This window comes from Leptospiraceae bacterium (assembly GCA_016708435.1).
In the GTDB taxonomy this organism is placed as follows: Bacteria; Spirochaetota; Leptospiria; order Leptospirales; family Leptospiraceae; genus UBA2033.
Map to the genome: position 1 here is coordinate 44,761 of JADJFV010000034.1, position 18,374 is coordinate 63,134.

Here is an 18,374-nt window from a genome sequence, read left to right on the forward strand (position 1 = left end):
ATTCCTTTTTTCCTTTTTCTTAAGCTGACAGCATTGGGTAGGGAAGGTCATCATTCCCGTTATGGAATTTTAAAATGCGAATGCATACCGGTTATTTTAGTTCCTGCTAGAGAAGCTTCTTTAGACAGGATGAACAAGAACTATTGAGTAAGAAGCCGATATCGAATTCAGATTGCGAATTGCATGAAAAATAAGAATTTCATTTCAGGAAAAAATACTGAAATTATTGGAAATGCCTAGAATTATTGTTGTAAATTTCAGTGCCTTCTTATAGGATGCGACACGATAAGTTTCAAAGAATATTAAAAGGTAAACAAAACTATGGCATTAGATTTAAAAAAGAAACTGAAAGAGCTGCCTTATGATGCAATGGAGCCACTAGTAAGTAGTTTTTTTGTTGAACCGATAATAAAGGAGGTATTTAATTTTTCTGATAACGAGAAGCTTCCAGAGTTTAATACTGATCCATCAAAACCTAGAATAAATGTTGATTTTGCACTCAGGAAGAATACTGGGACAGATATATTCATAGTAGATAAAAAGAATCCAACTGTATTAATAGAAGTCAAAGGAAGAGCTATCAAAGGAAACCCTTTAATCTTCACAAAAGTCAGCACTGCATATCTTGATGTGAAAAAACAACTAAGAGATTATATGTTAGGTGAAAACTGCCAGACTGTTAAATGGGGAATTTTTACCAATGGTTCTGTTATACAACTTTTCAGACGACACGGAACAGTTGTTATCCCCGCAACTGATTTAATTGAATTGAATGAAAAGAATATAATTGCTACTTTTAATTTTATAAAGAGCAAAATTTTTGATCTATCAAATGAAGCGTTAGTTATCAGTGTTTACAATGATAAGGGTGGTGTTGGTAAAACAACAACTGTTTCTAATTTAGGGACAGTACTTGCTATGAAAAATAAAAAAGTATTATTAATCGACTTTGATTTACAGCAAAAAGATTTAACAAGAGTAATGGGAGCTATAGAAAGGAAAGTTAAAATACCATTATCTACTTGTTTAAAAACTCAAAATATCTCATTGGAGAAAGTATAAAGGTATTAAAATACGGTAATGCTAAGAAAGTTTCGACTGAAGTCTCCTTAGTTCCCGGTGATGATGGATTCGATTCTAATGATACAAAGGCTATCGAAAAAAGTAGTGCTAGATTAAAAGATTTACTAGACCCTCAAAGAAAAAACTTTGATTATATAATTATTGATTGTCCTACCAATTGGAATTTTTTTAGTCAAAGCTCTGTTTATGCATCTGACATTGTTCTGATTCCGGCAAAGCATAATAGTATCGCATCTCTTCATAATTCTAGTAAAGTAGTTTTGAAGTATCTTCCTGAAGTAAGAGCAGATAGAAAAGATGGATGCCCTTATGAACTACCAATATTTTTTAATGGGGAAGATTACACAGACGCACAAAATAAAATTACACAGGAAGAAATTAAAAAAATTATAAATAGTCAAAGCAGTGATGAACAAAAAACGCTTAGCTATTTTTTTTCTCCAAAATCACTAAAAGATGAAATTTATAGAATAAAATTTTTAGCAAAAATTCCTGAATCAGACTTTAAAAACCAACCTGCAGTATTGAATCAAAAAATTGTAAGAGAAATTTATCTAGATTTTGCAAAGGAGTATTTAGATGGGAAACTTTAATGATATTGGACAACTAAAAGAATTACCTTTAGACAACATTTCGGTAAAAAACAAGCCAAACGATATATTCGAATACTTAATATTAGGCATTGCATCGGAAATAGGAAAAAATGGAAATTATAATCCGGTTCCCGTCATTGTAACTAGCACTGGTTCTTATGAATATGAAGTAGTATCAAACCATTTAACCTACTATGCCTGTAAACACTTAGGGCTAGAAAAAATTTATTGTATCGTTGTAGAAAATGACAATAAGATAAAAAGACTTTGTAAAATTTTAAATTCAGAACTTTCACCAAAAATAAATCTGACAACTGCAAGTAGAGAAGAAATTGCATCTTCTCTAAGATATGTGAAGGAACAATTTAAACTTAGTAAGTTTGATATTCAAAAAGCTACGATTCGGATTACAGACTCTCCACTCAGAAAATATTGGAGGTCTTTAGATGATTTGATCGATTTAAAATGTGGAATTAATGAAAAGAATACTGATTTATTTAAAAATATTTACGAACTCCATCCCTTTGATCGTCCAAAAATAAATCTGACAACGGCAACTAGAGAAGAAATTGCTTCTTCTCTACAATATGTTAAAGAACAATTTAAGCTTAGTAAGTTTGATATTCAAAAAGCTACAATACAAATTTCAGATTCAATCCGAAAATACTGGACATCGATAGATGAATTGATGAAATTAAAATGCGGGATTAATGAAAAGAATATTAATTTATTTAATAATATTTACGAACTCCATCCTTTTGCGCAACCTAAAGAACCTTCTAAAGTATTTATTCTCAATGCATCTGAAAAAGAAATTCGAGAGCGGCTAACGTATTTAAAGGAAGTTTATTCTAGTGATTTTACAAATGTAGATATTGAAATTGCTACAAAGGAAATAAGAAATTCTATAAATTCTATTGGTAAGAAAAAACCAAAGGCGATTTCCCTTTTTAACTAAATTAGATGTCGGAATAGATAAAAGTGTATTGGTTGGATGAAGGAAATATTTTTGATAGAGTAATTTCATAATTCAGAATAAAAGCTTTCCTTGCACTAAAGTGTGGGACTTATACAAATTACCACCATGAATATTTCCGTTGATTGATTAGGTGAGCGGGTAATGGCAAATAAAAAGGAGAATTGCGTTATGGAAAAATCTGCATTTAGAGGATATGTATCAACTTGGTATAAAAATGATGTAGCTTTTTCGATGGAACTGATTGAAAAATTCGTTATGAATACTGAAAGGCAGGTTCAAGATTCTATAGATGAATATGAGTTACAAAAGAAAACTGTTATACTTGAAGAAATACCAGAAATTGAATTGCTCGATACAATGCAAGTTCATGATGGATTAAATAGTCAGGATTGGGATATTCGCAGGGTCTTCAATGAGTATTTCTCAAATTTGCAACGGAAATCTGCCTTATTGACATTATGCAATTATTTTGAGAATGAATTAAATAAGCTAAGCTTATTATATGAATCAGAAAAATCTTTGGAAAATAAATTTACCGATTTCAAAAAAGATAAAGGAATCGATCGTTCAACTAATTATCTAAAAAGCCAAGCTAAACTTAATGTGTATAAAGATTTAGAAATATGGAGCGAAATAAAAAATATTCAGAATATTCGCAATTTGATTGTTCATCAAGATGGAAAACTTTTAGTCAAAGACAAAAATGGAAACACGATCAAAGATCAAGAGCATATAGTAAAATATATAAAACAAAAGAGTGAACTGTTACAATTAAAATGTATTGCCGAAATCAATGAAGAAATAGAAATTAACAATGGTTTTTTGACTTATGTTGCGAATACCTATAAGCAGTATTTTAAGCTTTTACATGAATCCATTGAAGCAAGTGAATTGGTCTAATTTTCTGAATAATAGTAATTTAATATACTGAAATATATACAGAAAGAATGAAATTAACAACAGAAGAAATAATACAAGAATTTAAAAAAGTCCACGGTGATAAATATGATTACTCTAAAGTGAATTATAAAAATACGGATTCCAAAGTTTTAATAATTTGCCCCGACCATGGAGAATTTCTACAATCTCCCTACTATCATAAAAATGGACAACAATGTCCAAAATGTAGTGGAAATACAAAACTATCCAATGAAGAAGTTATTCAACAATTTAAAGAAGTTCATGGGAATAAATACGACTACTCGAAAGTAGATTATAAAAATATTGATTCAAAGGTTATGATAATATGTAAAGAACATGGAGTTTTTTTACAATCTCCTTATAACCATCGAGCAGGAAAAGAATGTCCAAAATGTTCTGGCGTAGGTCTTTCAAGGGAAGAAATTATTGCACAGTTTAGGAAGGTTCATGGGAATAAATACGATTATTCGAAAACAGAATGCACAAATACTAGAAGTCCCATTATTATCATTTGTCCTGAACATGGAGAATTTTCGCAGAATACCAATAGTCATAAGCAAGGCAATGGTTGTCCTAAATGTTCAGGAACAATGAAATTGGCTCAAAGTGAAATAATCAAAGAATTTATACAAGTCCATGGGGATAAATATGAATATTCAAAAGTAGATTATATCGGTGCTAATTCGAAAATTATCATTATCTGTCAAGAACATGGAGAATTTCAACAAACTCCAAGTAGTCATAAGCATGGTTCGGGTTGTCCTAAATGTCTTGGAATGGGAAATACTACAGAAGAAATTATTCAGCAATTTAAAGAAGTTCATGGAGACAAATACGATTATTCCAAAGTAGAATTTTTAAATAATGATACAAAAGTAGCTATTATCTGTAAAGAACACGGAGAATTCTTTCAAATCCCTAAAATTCACAAACTAGGTTCAGGTTGCGCAAAATGTTCTGGCAAAGATTTTTCCACAGATGAAATTATTGAACAGTTCAGAAAGGTTCATGGACATAAGTATGATTACTCTAAGTTTAAATATTTAAATGTGAAAATCCCTGTTATTATTATTTGTAAAGAACATGGAGAATTTCTACAAACTCCTGATAGTCACAAAAGGGGTTCCGGTTGCCCTACCTGCAATGTTGGTTGGTCTAAGCCAAAAATCCTAGAATTCCTACACTCCATCGAAAACCAAGACCTTTTACAAATGGATGCAGTCGAATTACAAATGATAATCAACCAGGGAAAGCTGCCTGAGACATTTAGAGACTTGGTGTTTGCAGATGAGGATAACAAAGAGAATACGCTAAAGGCACTCAAAGAGAAATTACAGGCTGCCGCAGAGAGTGATGATTATGAAGAGTCACCGCCACCGGAAGAATCTGATAAAGAAGATTGGAACGAAGATGAGGCAGAAACAGAAGACATAGAGGGAAGCGAAAATAAAGAAGAATCTTCTGAAACAGAAACAACAGAGACCGAAACAGAGACAGAGCCAAAGACAGAAAAGCAAAAATTGCTTTCTCTTTCTAATACGAATGACGACTTACACATATTAGACCATAACTTAGTTTCTTCTTGTGATGCAGAAACAGTAGAATTCTTTATTCAATATAAATTACGAAAGATATGGAATCGCGTATTAAATAAAGATTATTCAGTGGAACAGTTTCAAGCGGAATCAGGTGGAACAAATTTTACTCTGCTACAAAAATACTTCTTTGATGAATACTACGAAGTCTTGCAATATACTCCTCCTGACGGTTATAGATTTAAGAATGAACCTAATCTAATGCAGAAGCTAACAGTATTTAGACTTTTAAAACATCATAGATATGGAAATTGGTCTGGAACTGGTGCAGGAAAAACTATTTCGTTTATTCTTAGTAGTCGGACTGTAGATGCAAGGCTTACTTTACTCATTGGACTTAATTCTACGATTGAACAATTGGAAAAAAATATTTTGCAAGTTTATCCAGATAGCAAGGTATTTACTCATTATAAGTCTGGACAAAAATTTGATCGGAAAGAAAGGAACTATTTAATTTTAAATTATGATAAGTTTCAACAGGAATATTCTGAAAAGTTATTTCAGGATTTGACTCACAATAATCAAATTGATTTTATCGCCATTGATGAAATCCATAATGCTAAACAAAGAAGTTTGGAGCTAGAAAGCATTCGCAGAGGAACTATCAAACGGCTAATTGGTAGAGCTGCTGAAAATAAAAATCTTTATGTCCTTGGAATGAGTGCAACTCCTGTTATTAATAATTTAACAGAAGCTAAATCGCTTTTGGAAATGGTAACAGGTAAAGAATACTCTGATTTCAAAACAGAAAAGACTTTATCGAATGCAATTGAGGCATTTAAACATCTCAGCCTAAATGGATTACGATATATTCCCAAGTATGAAATTCAAATCAAAGAACTTACAGGGAAAATACTCTAAACTTAAATTGGATGCAAGCGAACTACTCGACGAACTACTTTCTATATCCAATGCCAATTATTCTAAAGCAGAACAAATTTTACTTTCCAAGAAATTAGAGGCAATTCGCAATTATCTCCGTTCGGGAGTAATTTTATATACTCATTATACAACTGGAATGATAGAGCCGATTGTTGCGTTTGTGAAATCCTGCGGGTTTAAGTTTGGAACTTATACAGGCGAAGAGCCATTAGAAGAAAGAGAAGCGGCTAAGCAGAAATTCCTCTCTGGAAAAATAGACATTCTCATTGGTTCCCGTCCGATTGGAACAGGAGTCGATGGACTTCAGGCAAAATGCAATCGTATGATAATCCTTTCTCTTCCCTGGACTGATTCAGAATACACACAGTTAAAGGGAAGAATCTATCGACAGGGCTCCAAGTTCGGAGAAGTGGAAATTCTAATTCCACAAGTCTATATTCAGTTAGAGGACAAAGAATGGTCTTGGGATAGACAACGAATCAATTTAATTCGAAATAAAAAGACTCTTGCTGATGCAGCGATTGATGGAGTCGTTCCTTCTAAGAAAATTCCTTCCCTAGATACTTTATTTAAAAAATCCCAAGAAGCACTCCGAGAATGGAAAGATAGAATCGGACAAGGGAAAGTATTCATTATTCAGAGAAAGGATTTAGTATTTCCCCTTCGACCGGAAATTGTAGAACAACTTTCTAGAACGTTAGGTGATTTCTCTACACTCAATCGAGTCTGGAGCACTTCTAATTCTAAAACAACTCATACAAAGCTTACCGAAAATCCAGAAGATTGGTATTACTATCATACTCTCTATCGGGAACGTCGCAAAGAGTGGAGTGAAATTCCTTACGTAGAAATCGGTAAAATGATTACTCGCAAAGAAATGATTGTAGCCGATCTAGGTTGTGGCGAAGACTTACTTCGCAAAGAAATTCCGCATAATAAAGTTCTCTCCTTTGACCATATCGCCATTAACAAAAACGTTACCGCTTGCGACATCTCTCATTTGCCGCTAGAGAATGAGTCTGTAGATATAACTGTATTTTCCCTTTCCCTAATGGGTGCGAATTACAAAGAGTATCTACAAGAAGCCTATCGAGTCTTAAAAGCAATGGGTGTTCTACTCATCGCCGAGCCGATTAGTAAATGGGAAGCAAGGGAAGAAGAACTTTCTTTACTCCTTTCTGAGATTGGATTTAAAACACCTACACTTAATAAGACAAAGCAGTTTATTTATGTGACTTGTATTAAGTTTAAGATTTAAGGAAGGAGCTTTTTAGTATTTGGGCACTTCGATACTAAATTTTTTCATTCGAAAAAAAAATCACTCAGTGACCGAACTTTATACCAATAGATTTCGATAAAGACCAGTCACTGAGCGGTGCACTGAATTTTGTCGAATGTGCGTGTCTACAATGAAGATTGTGTATTTGAAAAAGTCGTGTATCGAAGCGACAGGAAAAAAGATCACCTTCTCAAGCAGGAATTCCTATGATCTTGTTTTTAACCTGTGCTTTATAGCTTGAAGTTCATAAATTCCAGACCATTCCAAGGAGTCATTTTTAAGTAAAAATTTTACTTTTCAATTCAAACTCTGATTAGAGTCTGTAATTATCAAAGAAAGGATTTATTATTATGAGTGAAATACCAGAAATCGTTCCCGTGGGAACGTTACCTCCTATAGGAGTAGTACCTAAAAAAATGCATGCTCAGGTCATTCGTCCAGAGCGTTTTGGTGATCCAGAAAAAGCTTTTCAATTAGAACAAATTGATGTTCCTGAAATTAAACCAGATGAAGTATTAGTTGCGGTAATGGCAGCAGGGGTTAATTACAATAATGTGTGGGCTGCTCTTGGTTATCCGGTAGATGTGATTGGAGCAAGAAATAAAAAAGGTGAGCCTGAAAAATTTCATATCGGTGGGTCTGACGCATCTGGTATTGTATATAAAATCGGCTCTGAAGTTACAAATGTAAAAGTAGGGGATGAAGTTGTTATCCACTGTGGGATTTGGGAAAAAAATGATCCATTTATCAAAGCAGGTGGTGATCCAATGTTTGCCCCTTCGCAATTAATCTGGGGTTACGAAACTAACTGGGGTTCATTCGCACAGTTTTGTAAAGTTCAAGATCACCAGTGTTTGCCTAAACCAAAACACTTAAGCTGGGAAGATTCTGCGGCATACATGCTAGTAGGCGCTACTGCTTATCGTATGCTACACAACTGGAAGCCAAACGATGTAAAACCAGGCGATCCAGTTCTTATCTGGGGTGGTGCTGGTGGACTAGGATCTATGGCAATTCAAATTGTAAAAGCGGCAGGCGGAAGACCAATCGCAGTTGTAAGCTCTGACGACAAGATTGACTATTGTAAAAAACTTGGCGCAGAAGGTGTGATTAATAGAAATAATTTCAAACACTGGGGAGCGATTACAAGCGACATCAACAAACCAGAAGTATTCGCTGAGTGGACAAAAAAAGCACGTGACTTCGGAAAAGCTCTCTGGGACATCTGGGGAAAAGGCATAAATCCAAAAATCGTATTCGAGCATCCGGGCGAATCAACATTACCCACATCGGCATTCATATGCGAAACCGGCGGTATGATTGTAATCTGTGCCGGCACATCGGGATTTAACGCTACTGTGGATTTACGTTATTTATGGATGAGACAAAAAAGACTACAAGGCTCTCATTTTGCAAATGACGAAAACAGCAAGGGATTAAACGACTTAGTAATTGCTGGTAAGGTAGATCCTTGTTTGTCTCGCACATTCAAATTCGACGAAACTGGCTCTTGCCACCAACTCATGAAGAACAACAAACATCCACATGGAAATATGTCGATTCTAGTTGGCGCTCCAAGTGAAGGGATGGGTAAGAAGTAATTAGCCGCAGGAACATCGTAGGTTACGCATATATGCGTAACCTACGATGTCTTGGATTCGCGGTTACTTTTTATTAATCTCTTCATCACCGAAGTAAGAATTCGAAAACTAATCGGTTTTGGAACATAGCCATCAAATCCTTCTGAAATAAATTTATCTTCATCGCCTGCCATATTGTAGGCGGAGACAGCTAGGATAATAAGATTTTCCCGAATTTTTTTGCGAATCCGTTTCATAGTTTCGGTTCCACTGATTCCAGGAAGACCAATATCCATAAGAATAATATCGTAAGAATTTTTATCGACTAGCTCAAGAGCATCTTCGCCGGTCTCTACTATTTCAAAAGAGATTCCAGCACCTTCTAGATAAGTAGAAATAACTTTTCTATTACTCAGATTATCTTCCACGATGAGTAGTCTCAACTTGGCAAAATCAATAGAATGATCAACTGGAATCTCCCATTTATCATGGAGGATGGGTTCAGTAGGAACTTGTACTTCTCGGCAGGGTAATTCTACAATAAACCTGCTTCCCTGTCCAACGGTGCTCTCAACAGAAATCTTTCCATTGTGCATTTCAACCAAGCGCTTAATGATTGTTAGACCGAGTCCAGTTCCACCTTCACGAGAGCTTACATTGGATGCACGCTCAAAAGGCTCAAATATTTTCGATAGCTGGTCATTCGGAATTCCAAGTCCTTCATCCCATACAGTCAGAATGATTTTATTTCCTTCACCTCGCCCAATAATTCCGATAGGTTTGTCTTGGTTTGTATATTTTATTGCGTTGGAGAGAAGATTATAAATGACTTGCCGAATCCTTGTAGGATCTACTAAAGCAGTGCCAATATCATCTGAAACGTCAATTTCAACCCTACGATTATCTTTTACTGTAACAGATGTTACCACATCTACTATTAGATTAAATATTCCTATCGGTTTTTTATCAATATTCAGCTTGCCGGCCTCAATCTTGGAGAGATCTAGAATATCATTTACGATATTCAAAAGGTGCATACCCGACTGTTCAATATAATTTACATACTCTCTCACCTTTTTGTCTTTGTCTGGAATAATGGTATCAAGAATTTGAGAAAAACCAAGAATACTATTAAGAGGTGTGCGTATTTCATGGCTCATATTGGCAAGAAAGGCGCTCTTGGCAAGGTTTGCGGACTCTGCTTGACTCTTTGCTATAAGTAACTCATCTTCTGCATTTTTCCTATCTGTAATGTCTTCTGCCAAAAGAATGGCTTCGGAATTTGTTCCTGGATTTAAGGGAGAAATATGATAGCGAACGAAAGATTTTTTCTTTGCGGTTATGGAAGTATATTCTCCCTCGTAGACGCTAGGCTCACCGTGAATAATTCCTTTTATGAGAGCCTGCTTGACGCCTTCGTAAGGAATTCGTTCAATCGTATTAAATCCGATCATTTTCTCAACTGGAGTTCCAATGATTTCGGAGAATTTTTTATTAGCCCTTGTTGCAGCACCATTTTTATCTAAAAATAAAATTCCAATCGGAGAGTTTTCTACAATAATTCTATGTTCGAATTCACTAGTACCGAGTGCCTCTTGGATTTTTTTTCTTTCCGTTATGTCGTAGATGGTTGCTCCTACGTATTCTACTCCTTCGGAGGAAAAGGGGAAAGTCGTGACTTCCACATTGATAGGTGATCCATCTTGTTTTATACCGTTTACTTCAAAGGTAGAAAATTCCAGATTTTCTCCTTTCTTACGCTTTTCAATCCGCTCAGTTACTAGTGATAAAGAAGAGGGAGCAACAATTTGCATTAAAGATTTATTCAAAATTTCTTCAGAGCTTTCAAATTTATACATTTGAAGAAATGCTTTATTTACATAGATCGCATAGCCATCTTTTGCAATGGTCACAGCAGTTTCGGAATGATCTAAAAAAGCCTGAAAATTCATTTTTGTTTTTTAATTAAACCCCTTGTCTTTTATTTTCTTCAGGTAAGAAAACTAGCAATCCTTTTTTATTTTTACAATATAATCGTAACTACTTAGTATTAAAAAGGGTTGAGTGGTCTAAATTGGATTTAAGTAGCTTGAACAAAATCTTACACATTTTGCTCATGATAAACATGGAAGTAAAGCGAAGGATGATATATGAATTGAATCAGCTTATAAATGAAAATCTTCTCGTCTGAAAAAGAGATTTCTAATAAGTTTGTCTTTAGGAGTCCATTTTGAAAAAAAACCTTTCTATTTCTTATCTTAATTCAACTACCTTTGCTATAATTTGTTGTATACTTCTTTTTGTTAATTGCAGTGCGCATACTATTCCTTACACCAAAACGGAATGGAAAGAAAAGGGAATCACTTCTCTCGAAGAAATTGAACTCGGAAAAGTTAAGCACTCTGTTTTAATTCGAGGAACAGATAAAGCAAATCCAATTATGCTAGTGATACACGGGTTTGCTGTGCCGATGATGCCATTTGCTTATTTGTCTTATAGTGATGAGAGAGATAGAATGGAAAAGAATTTCATTGTTGTCAATTACGATCAGCGTGGAGTTGGTAAGACTTCTAGACTAAATGATGCGGATAAGATAAATTATGCGATGGATGATTTTGTAAACGATGCAGAAGAGCTTTGTCAAAAGTTAATGCTTAGATTTGGAAAAAAGAAAATATACTTGCAGGGAGTCTCCTGGGGAAGCTATATTGGAGCAAAGCTTGCGGCAAAACACCCGGACTGGTTTTATGCCTATATTAGTGAAGGACAAGCAGTGTTTGCCCCTGATAGCATTTCTGAAATGAAGAGATTTAGTCTAGAAGAAGCAAGGCTTGAAAAGAATGAAAAAGCGATAGGCGAATTAGAAAAGACAGAAGTCCCAAACAAATCTTTTACAGTTCCAAAAATGAAAGAAAATATGGAAACAATTTCGAAATGGGGAGAATTCTATCAAAATAGAAAGTATAAGTTTCGGAATTTTACACTGTCAGAATTATTTATTAGTTCCTTCGAAAGGCTCCCGAATATACCTTTGGTGATTTTCTAGGAACGCTTCAATCAATAGATTCTTTTACTGAGAAAAATATTTCTAAAATCATGGAAATTGATATGCGAAGCGATGTGCCCGAACTAAAACTTCCCGTTTATTTTTTGATGGGAGAATACGATTTTATGAAGAATAATGCAAAGGATTATTTTACAAAGTTAAAATCTCCCAAGAAAGAATGGCTTGAAATCAAAAAAGCAGGACATGAAATTGGCGCCGATCAGCCAGAAGAGATTCAACGAATTTACATAGATAAAATTAGAAAAGAGACTTATAGTAATTAACATGAGTTTTATATAAGAATTATCCTGTTCTGTCACCCCCGAGTTCTTTTGTCGGGGGTCTCAAGAAGTAGAGATTCCAAATATTGCTCGGCTAAAGCGGATAAAAATTTATCGTTACAAAGAATGTCAAAATGAATCTAAAGTTTTTACTATTATTCTTTTCTATCACTTGGTCTATTCTGGCTAAGGACAATCTAAAAACAAAAATTGAAATCGACACAAAGCATCCATCGATAAGGATAAATGGGATTTTCCTAAAAGACTATAATCGTAAGACATTTCAAAAAATTCTAGGAAAACCAAGTCGAATAAAAGTAGATTCTTTTCGTTCTTATGTAGAAGAATTTGGATTCGATGGAATTCCACCTTCCTCTTATCCAATCAAAGTCCTGAATACTTATTATATTTACGATGAGATTGGAATTATGTTTTATACAGAGAGTGGAAAAGCAAGAAAGGAAGAGCCTAACCGTTTTAGTATTCATTTTCCAAACAAAAGAAGTTTTACGCATACGAAAGATTTGCCGTTTAAACCTAAGAAGAGTTTCACAGGAATATTTCAGATTAATGAAAATGCATTGAATCCACAGGATAAATTAATTCCCGATTCAGTAGATTACAGGACAAATGAATTTACTTTATTTGAAACAAGCTTTGGTCCGACTTCGTATACTACAATCATAGATTCCCTTTACTCAATTAAATCAGAACCATATATGAGAATTTATTTAGATGACGCAAAAACGCAGCGGGTAAGCGTGATTGTGCTGTATTCTATTTCCTTATAATTGCCTGTTTTTTTCCCAAATTCGAATTCCAATATAAATCAAAGCGAAATGAATTAAAAACCAAAAAGGGAAAATGATTACGCTTGCCATTATTGCCCAGGGACTAAAAAAGATTCGGATTAAAAATTCTTCGAAGGTGCACGGATAAGCAGGAATATCCGTAGGGGCTGCGGGACAAATTCCATTGAAGCTTTGAATGCTATCGAAGGAAATTACAATGGCGTAAATTAAAAAAGTAAAAATGGAAATAAAGATGGATACGAAAAATACTTTTAGAAATCTCATAGAGTCATTAATAGAATTGAATGCTATTTAATCAATGAAAACCGAATAACAAAAGGATTTAATATTTTAAGCGAGATTTAAATAGCATCAGACGCATGAATTGACCTTGACAATTTAGATTCCAATTGAACTATATGAAACGAATCCTATGAGTGATAAAGAAAAGCAAATCTATTATAATACTTTACGCAATATGAGCTTTGAGAAAAAAGCTTTAAAAGTATTTGAACTTACGGAAATGACAAGACAACTTATGAAACGTGGATTGGAATTGCAATACCCTGAAAAATCGAAAGCAACAATACAAGAATTGTATCTAAAAAGATTGGCAGAATGTCACAACTCGAACTATTAAAAAAAACTTTATCTGTTTTAGATGCGCATAATATTGAGTATATGCTAGTGGGTTCGTTTGTCTCTAGTCTTTACGGAGAGCCTAGAAGCACACAAGATATAGATATGATTGTCTCTATTAACCGAAATCATATTGCAAATCTAATAAGAGAATTTCCACCTCCAAAATACTATTTAGATGAAGAATTAATTCAGCTAGCAATTGAGAACGAAAAAATGTTCAACCTTCTAGACACCGAGGAAGGAGATAAAATAGATTTTTATATTCAAAAAAAGAACCCTACGAAATAGAAAAATTTCAAAGAAGAATTAAAAAATCTTTTTTAGGGATGGAAGTATTTTTCCTATCTCCAGAAGATTTAATTTTATCAAAGCTTGGCTGGTCTAAAAAAGGTGGATATAGCGAAAAACAATTTCATGATGTAAAGGGAGTTGTCCGGGTTCAAAGGGATAATTTAGATTATCCCTATTTAGAGAAAAAAGTTATTGAACTAAAATTAGAAGAATTATGGGAGAGGTTAAAGAAAGAACTATGAAAGCATTTGAACTCCAAAACAATTTCGGATTAGAAAATTTAAAATTAATAGAAAGACCTGAGCCAAAAATACAAAACTCTAACGATGTTTTAATTAAAATAAAAGCTACCTCTCTTAACTTTAGAGACTACCTGGTAGTAACCGGTAAATACAATCCTAAGTTTAAACTTCCTTTTGTGCCTTTGAGTGATGGAGCTGGCGAGGTGTTAGAAGTTGGAACTTCTGTCACTGATTTTAAAGTAGGCGATAGAGTTATATTACAATTTGCCCCCAAGTGGTTAGATGGTGATGCTACTTATGAACAATCTCGCTATACACTTGGCGGACCACTAGATGGAACTCTTATGGAGAAAAAGATTTATCCTGATTATGCGCTTGTGAAGATTCCAAGTTATATGAGTTATGAAGAAGCAGCGACACTCCCCTGTGCGGCTCTTACTTCTTGGTCTTCTCTTGTTACTTATGGTAGGATTTTCCCTGGAGACACGGTTGTAGTTCTTGGAACAGGTGGAGTTTCTATTTTTGCTTTGCAAATAGCTAAGTTTCACGGCGCCAAAGTGATAGTAACCTCTGGGAGTGATGAAAAAATAGAACAGGCGAAATCTCTCGGTGCAGATTTTGTAATTAATTATAAAACGGAATTGGAATGGGGAAAAAAGGTAAAAGAAATTACTGGCACAGGTGCAGATCATATTATCGAAGTCGGTGGGGCGGGAACTCTAGAACAATCCATTAAAGCCATTCGACCTTTTGGTCAAATTAGTCTCATTGGGATTTTAGCCGGTGGAGCTAAAGACTTAAACTTACTTCCGGTTCTTATGAATAATATTAAACTTCAGGGAATTCTCGTTGGTAGCAAAGCAGGATTAGCCGCAATGTGTAAAGCATTTGAATTTCACAAGACTAAACCTATTATTGATAAAGTTTTTCCGTTTGAAGAGTCTGTCCAGGCGATTGAGTATTTAAAATCAGGAAATCATTTTGGGAAAATCGTGATTAGCCTATCTTGATTGCGATTGCCACAGAGACGCTGAGACACAGATTTTGGGAGATATCAATATACGGCTAAAATTAAATTTTCAGTTTTTTAAAAAATACTAAAAATTTCGCACAGGATGAATCTTTTCTTACCTAGTATAGGTATGATTGTATTTCGAAAAAATATTGAATTTAGCCGCGATAAAATTGATGAGGAAGAGGGGACGGTATCAACTCTCCTTATTCCAAAGCATTTGATCAAAGATTTTGTTTTGAAAAAGAAAAAGCATAAAGGAAATGTTTCTTTTTATCTTCGAAGTCTACTTCGTAGGTTTCGATCGATTACCCACACTGGAATTTTACCCGAGCCGAGAAAAATAAAAACTGAATACCAGGAAATGAAACTGAAATTGCGGAAAGTGAATTTTCGTCCTAGAAATTTTCCACCCATCGCTTGGTCGCTCTCCAACGCCTTCGCATGGGTTGAACTTGGGGAGCTTGCCTTAGCTTTTGGTAAATCTCGCTGTTGGGTGTTTGTTCATTTGTTGAAGTTAGATATTTTAGGCTTGTGGAAAGTTTTAGTGGAGACTAGGATGAATAAAGTAGTTCCTACTTCCCCCAGGTTAGAACTGAAGATTTTCTGGAAATTAAGAAGGGTTCTAAAACACTTTGCACGGGGGTATAACGTTCGGATTTAGACTTTCTGGTTAACAGGGAGTAACCTTAGAACTAAAAATCCTGCGTTAGCGATCAAGGCGTTGTCAATTATTTGCATAAACAAAAAATCTTCTCTGATTAGAGGAGAAGCAAATAATTGACATAGCTTGGCTGCTGGTGAGCGTTATGCGAAAGGGAGGAAGAGCGAGCGCGACGAAAGCTCCATTTAAAGGATAAAGACTTTGTTTGCGGAAAAAGTTGGAGTTTTCGGAACGCCCTTGAAATTCTTAGAGAGTCTTATGATTTTTATGCATTGACTATGAAGGTCAATCATACATTGTAGCTTTCAAATGACTACAAAAAATGAAATTGAAGAAGAAGACTTAGTGCCGGAAGAGGAAAATCCTGAATTATGGGAAAGAGTTCTCATGATGATTGGAGTGATTGGTTTTAAAGAAGAGAAAGCTTGGGCAGAAGATGCACGCGAGGCGATTTGGAAAAAAATAGAAGCTTTACCAGAAGACAGTTTAGAAATCCCTGAATCCATTTTAGATTCCATTTCGGGGCTAATGGATAAAGTAATAAAGGAAACCAAAATTCCAGAGATTGAGCCAGTCTTGAAATTAATTCCTGCATCGAGCGAGGATTTTATTTTATTTAGAAATAGAATTTCACTAATTTTAATAGCTCATTTTGATATGTATGAAGATGACACAGAAAGTAAAAAAGGTCTTATCGAAGAATACAAAGATTTTATCAAAGAAGAATTTGTTGGCTTTGAAGAAGACTATGACTCTGCTTATGAAGAATTTGATTTATCCCTCAGCGAAAAAGAAGATTTCTTTTTGGCAAATTTTTTTCCTGAAAGGTATGAAGCTGATATAGAGGAAGATGAATAAATCATAAAAATACAAAAAACTTTACTTGCTAACTAGCAGGAGTTCCTACAACTTCGTCTTTTGTGAGAGAGGTTTATGGAAATAATTAATTGGTTTTTAACTTACCCATTTTTTTCTTTCGGGATTGGATTTTGTGTATTTATCCTTCTTGTCTTTATTCGTGATATATCGCAAACCAAGCACACGATTATACACAATTTTCCAGTCGTTGGTCATCTGCGTTATTTCTTAGAAATGATCGGACCTGAACTCAGACAATACTGGGTGGCTAACGACAAAGAAGAAAGACCCTTTGACAGAACTGAGCGTCGTTGGATCTATGCGACTGCAAAAGGACAAAACAGTAATTTTGGATTTGGAACAACAGAGCTTTTATACGAGCCGGGTTACCCGATTATTAAGCACCGCGCTTTTCCATTTCCCGAATCAAAGACCTACAAGGTTTTGGGAGATCCTACAAGCATCCCCTGCTTAAAAGTAATAGGCGAATTTCATAAAAGGAAGTTTCCCTATAGACCTTACTCTATCATCAACATTTCCGCTATGTCGTTTGGCTCACTCAGTAAAAATGCTATCACTGCACTAAACATTGGCGCTCGTGAAGCGGGCTCTTTTCACAACACCGGCGAAGGGGGAATATCCCCTTATCATTTACAGGGAGCAGATGTGGTCTGGCAGATTGGAACTGGATACTTTGGAGCTAGAACCAAAGAAGGTCGCTTTGATTTACAAATCTTAAAACAGAAAGTGGAAAAGTATAAATCCGTGCGGATGATCGAGATTAAACTCTCCCAGGGTGCTAAACCGGGGAAGGGTGGAATTCTTCCGGGGATAAAGGTAAATGCAGAGATTGCGCAGGCACGTGAAGTAGAAATTGGAAAGGATTGTATATCTCCGAGTTCACACTCTGAGTTTTCTTCTGTTCCTGAGTTGGTTGATTTTATTGAAATGATTGCCGGTGAAACAGGATTACCCGTTGGAATAAAATCAGCGATAGGCGAAATCGAATTCTGGGAAGAGCTTGCTTTGTTAATGAAAAAGACGAAACGAGGTCCAGATTTTATTACTGTTGATGGTGGCGAAGGGGGAACGGGAGCTGCACCCCTTACTTATGCGGATCATGTGTCTTTACCTTTTAAGATTGGATTTCAAAGAGTCTATACACTTTTTCAAAAACATAGAATTTCAGATCGCATTGTTTGGATTGGAGCGGGTAAGCTTGGTTTTCCGGACAGAGCTGTTGTCGCTCTCGCGATGGGTTGTGATTTGATAAATGTCGCCAGAGAGGCTATGCTTTCTATTGGTTGTATTCAAGCCGAGCAATGTCATACAGATCATTGTCCTTCTGGAGTCGCCACGCAGAACTGGTGGTTACAAAAAGGTTTAAATCCAACTTTGAAATCAAAGCGAACAGAGCTTTATTTAAAAGGTTTTCGAAAAGAACTTTTATCGTTAGCTCATTCCTGTGGCTATGAGCATCCATCACAATTCAACGGTCGTGATATAGAAATTTCTTTAGGCATGAATAAATTTACAACTTTAGAAGACCAGCTTGGTTATAAGCGAGATGATAGAAAGTTTACCCGCATGGCGGATTACAGCAATTTTCCGTCCCGCGGGTAAATGTTTTAATAA

The 18,374-nt window shown here is 35.1% G+C and carries 19 protein-coding genes; 17 read left to right on the forward strand and 2 right to left on the reverse strand.

All coding sequences use genetic code 11. From position 1 onward, the window contains the following. Nucleotides 1-654 precede the first annotated feature (654 nt). The 7 genes from IPH52_22980 to ccrA all read left to right on the forward strand — a co-directional run bounded on the left by IPH52_22980 (nt 655) and on the right by ccrA (nt 8,933). Nucleotides 655-1,062 carry a ParA family protein gene (locus IPH52_22980; GenBank protein ID MBK7057862.1) on the forward strand — a complete coding sequence of 136 codons (408 nt, stop codon included), beginning with the start codon at nt 655-657 and terminating at the stop codon, nt 1,060-1,062. After that, nucleotides 1,023-1,676: an AAA family ATPase gene (locus IPH52_22985; protein ID MBK7057863.1), complete on the forward strand. Its 654-nt coding sequence runs from the start codon at nt 1,023-1,025 to the stop codon at nt 1,674-1,676. Before IPH52_22980 ends, IPH52_22985 begins: the two co-directional genes overlap by 40 nt. After that, nucleotides 1,663-2,634, forward strand: coding sequence for a hypothetical protein (locus tag IPH52_22990; protein ID MBK7057864.1), 972 nt, complete (start codon nt 1,663-1,665; stop codon nt 2,632-2,634). Before IPH52_22985 ends, IPH52_22990 begins: the two co-directional genes overlap by 14 nt. Before the next feature lie 189 nt (nt 2,635-2,823). Continuing rightward, the gene (locus IPH52_22995) at nt 2,824-3,555 is read left to right on the forward strand and encodes a hypothetical protein (GenBank protein MBK7057865.1); all 732 of its coding nucleotides are present in this window, start codon (nt 2,824-2,826) and stop codon (nt 3,553-3,555) included. Nucleotides 3,556-3,602: 47 nt separating this feature from the next. Then, nucleotides 3,603-6,032 carry a DEAD/DEAH box helicase family protein gene (locus tag IPH52_23000; GenBank protein ID MBK7057866.1) on the forward strand — a complete coding sequence of 810 codons (2,430 nt, stop codon included), beginning with the start codon at nt 3,603-3,605 and terminating at the stop codon, nt 6,030-6,032. Then, nucleotides 5,992-7,311, forward strand: coding sequence for a methyltransferase domain-containing protein (locus IPH52_23005; GenBank protein ID MBK7057867.1), 1,320 nt, complete (start codon nt 5,992-5,994; stop codon nt 7,309-7,311). Before IPH52_23000 ends, IPH52_23005 begins: the two co-directional genes overlap by 41 nt. 371 nt (nt 7,312-7,682) lie before the next feature. After that, nucleotides 7,683-8,933 (forward strand): crotonyl-CoA carboxylase/reductase, encoded by a 1,251-nt coding sequence (gene ccrA, locus IPH52_23010; GenBank protein MBK7057868.1) that lies wholly within the window; start codon nt 7,683-7,685, stop codon nt 8,931-8,933. A 41-nt stretch (nt 8,934-8,974) separates the two neighbouring features. Here ccrA and IPH52_23015 read toward each other — a convergent pair whose 3' ends face one another. Further along, nucleotides 8,975-10,864, reverse strand: a complete 1,890-nt coding sequence (locus IPH52_23015; protein ID MBK7057869.1) for a PAS domain S-box protein — start codon at nt 10,862-10,864, stop codon at nt 8,975-8,977. 278 nt (nt 10,865-11,142) lie between these two features. On the opposite strand from IPH52_23015, the gene IPH52_23020 reads away from it, so the two are divergent. The 3 genes from IPH52_23020 to IPH52_23030 all read left to right on the forward strand — a co-directional run bounded on the left by IPH52_23020 (nt 11,143) and on the right by IPH52_23030 (nt 13,030). Further along, nucleotides 11,143-11,958, forward strand: a complete 816-nt coding sequence (locus IPH52_23020; protein ID MBK7057870.1) for an alpha/beta fold hydrolase — start codon at nt 11,143-11,145, stop codon at nt 11,956-11,958. A gap of 50 nt (nt 11,959-12,008) precedes the next feature. Beyond that, nucleotides 12,009-12,242, forward strand: a complete 234-nt coding sequence (locus tag IPH52_23025; protein MBK7057871.1) for a hypothetical protein — start codon at nt 12,009-12,011, stop codon at nt 12,240-12,242. Between the two features lie 131 nt (nt 12,243-12,373). Further along, nucleotides 12,374-13,030, forward strand: a complete 657-nt coding sequence (locus tag IPH52_23030) for a hypothetical protein (protein ID MBK7057872.1) — start codon at nt 12,374-12,376, stop codon at nt 13,028-13,030. Here the strand turns inward: IPH52_23030 and IPH52_23035 are convergent. After that, nucleotides 13,025-13,315: a hypothetical protein gene (locus IPH52_23035; GenBank protein MBK7057873.1), complete on the reverse strand. Its 291-nt coding sequence runs from the start codon at nt 13,313-13,315 to the stop codon at nt 13,025-13,027. The two genes, IPH52_23030 and IPH52_23035, sit on opposite strands and share 6 nt — an antisense overlap. A 148-nt stretch (nt 13,316-13,463) precedes the next feature. Here IPH52_23035 and IPH52_23040 point away from each other — a divergent pair, with 148 nt between their 5' ends. The 7 genes from IPH52_23040 (at nt 13,464) to IPH52_23070 (ending at nt 18,362) form a co-directional block, all read left to right on the forward strand. Next, nucleotides 13,464-13,670 carry a hypothetical protein gene (locus IPH52_23040; protein ID MBK7057874.1) on the forward strand — a complete coding sequence of 69 codons (207 nt, stop codon included), beginning with the start codon at nt 13,464-13,466 and terminating at the stop codon, nt 13,668-13,670. Further along, on the forward strand, nt 13,649-13,960 hold the full coding sequence (locus IPH52_23045) for a hypothetical protein (protein MBK7057875.1): 312 nt from the start codon (nt 13,649-13,651) through the stop codon (nt 13,958-13,960). Before IPH52_23040 ends, IPH52_23045 begins: the two co-directional genes overlap by 22 nt. A 38-nt stretch (nt 13,961-13,998) precedes the next feature. Further along, nucleotides 13,999-14,205, forward strand: coding sequence for a hypothetical protein (locus IPH52_23050; GenBank protein ID MBK7057876.1), 207 nt, complete (start codon nt 13,999-14,001; stop codon nt 14,203-14,205). Further along, a complete protein-coding gene (locus IPH52_23055; protein MBK7057877.1) occupies nt 14,202-15,215 on the forward strand; it encodes an NAD(P)-dependent alcohol dehydrogenase in 1,014 nt (337 codons plus the stop codon). The genes IPH52_23050 and IPH52_23055 overlap by 4 nt, the downstream gene beginning before the upstream one ends. 105 nt (nt 15,216-15,320) lie before the next feature. Beyond that, a complete protein-coding gene (locus IPH52_23060) occupies nt 15,321-15,881 on the forward strand; it encodes a DUF1564 family protein (GenBank protein MBK7057878.1) in 561 nt (186 codons plus the stop codon). 309 nt (nt 15,882-16,190) lie between these two features. Next, nucleotides 16,191-16,739 carry a hypothetical protein gene (locus IPH52_23065; protein ID MBK7057879.1) on the forward strand — a complete coding sequence of 183 codons (549 nt, stop codon included), beginning with the start codon at nt 16,191-16,193 and terminating at the stop codon, nt 16,737-16,739. Nucleotides 16,740-16,814: 75 nt separating this feature from the next. Next, nucleotides 16,815-18,362: an FMN-binding glutamate synthase family protein gene (locus IPH52_23070; GenBank protein MBK7057880.1), complete on the forward strand. Its 1,548-nt coding sequence runs from the start codon at nt 16,815-16,817 to the stop codon at nt 18,360-18,362. Nucleotides 18,363-18,374 lie beyond the last annotated feature (12 nt).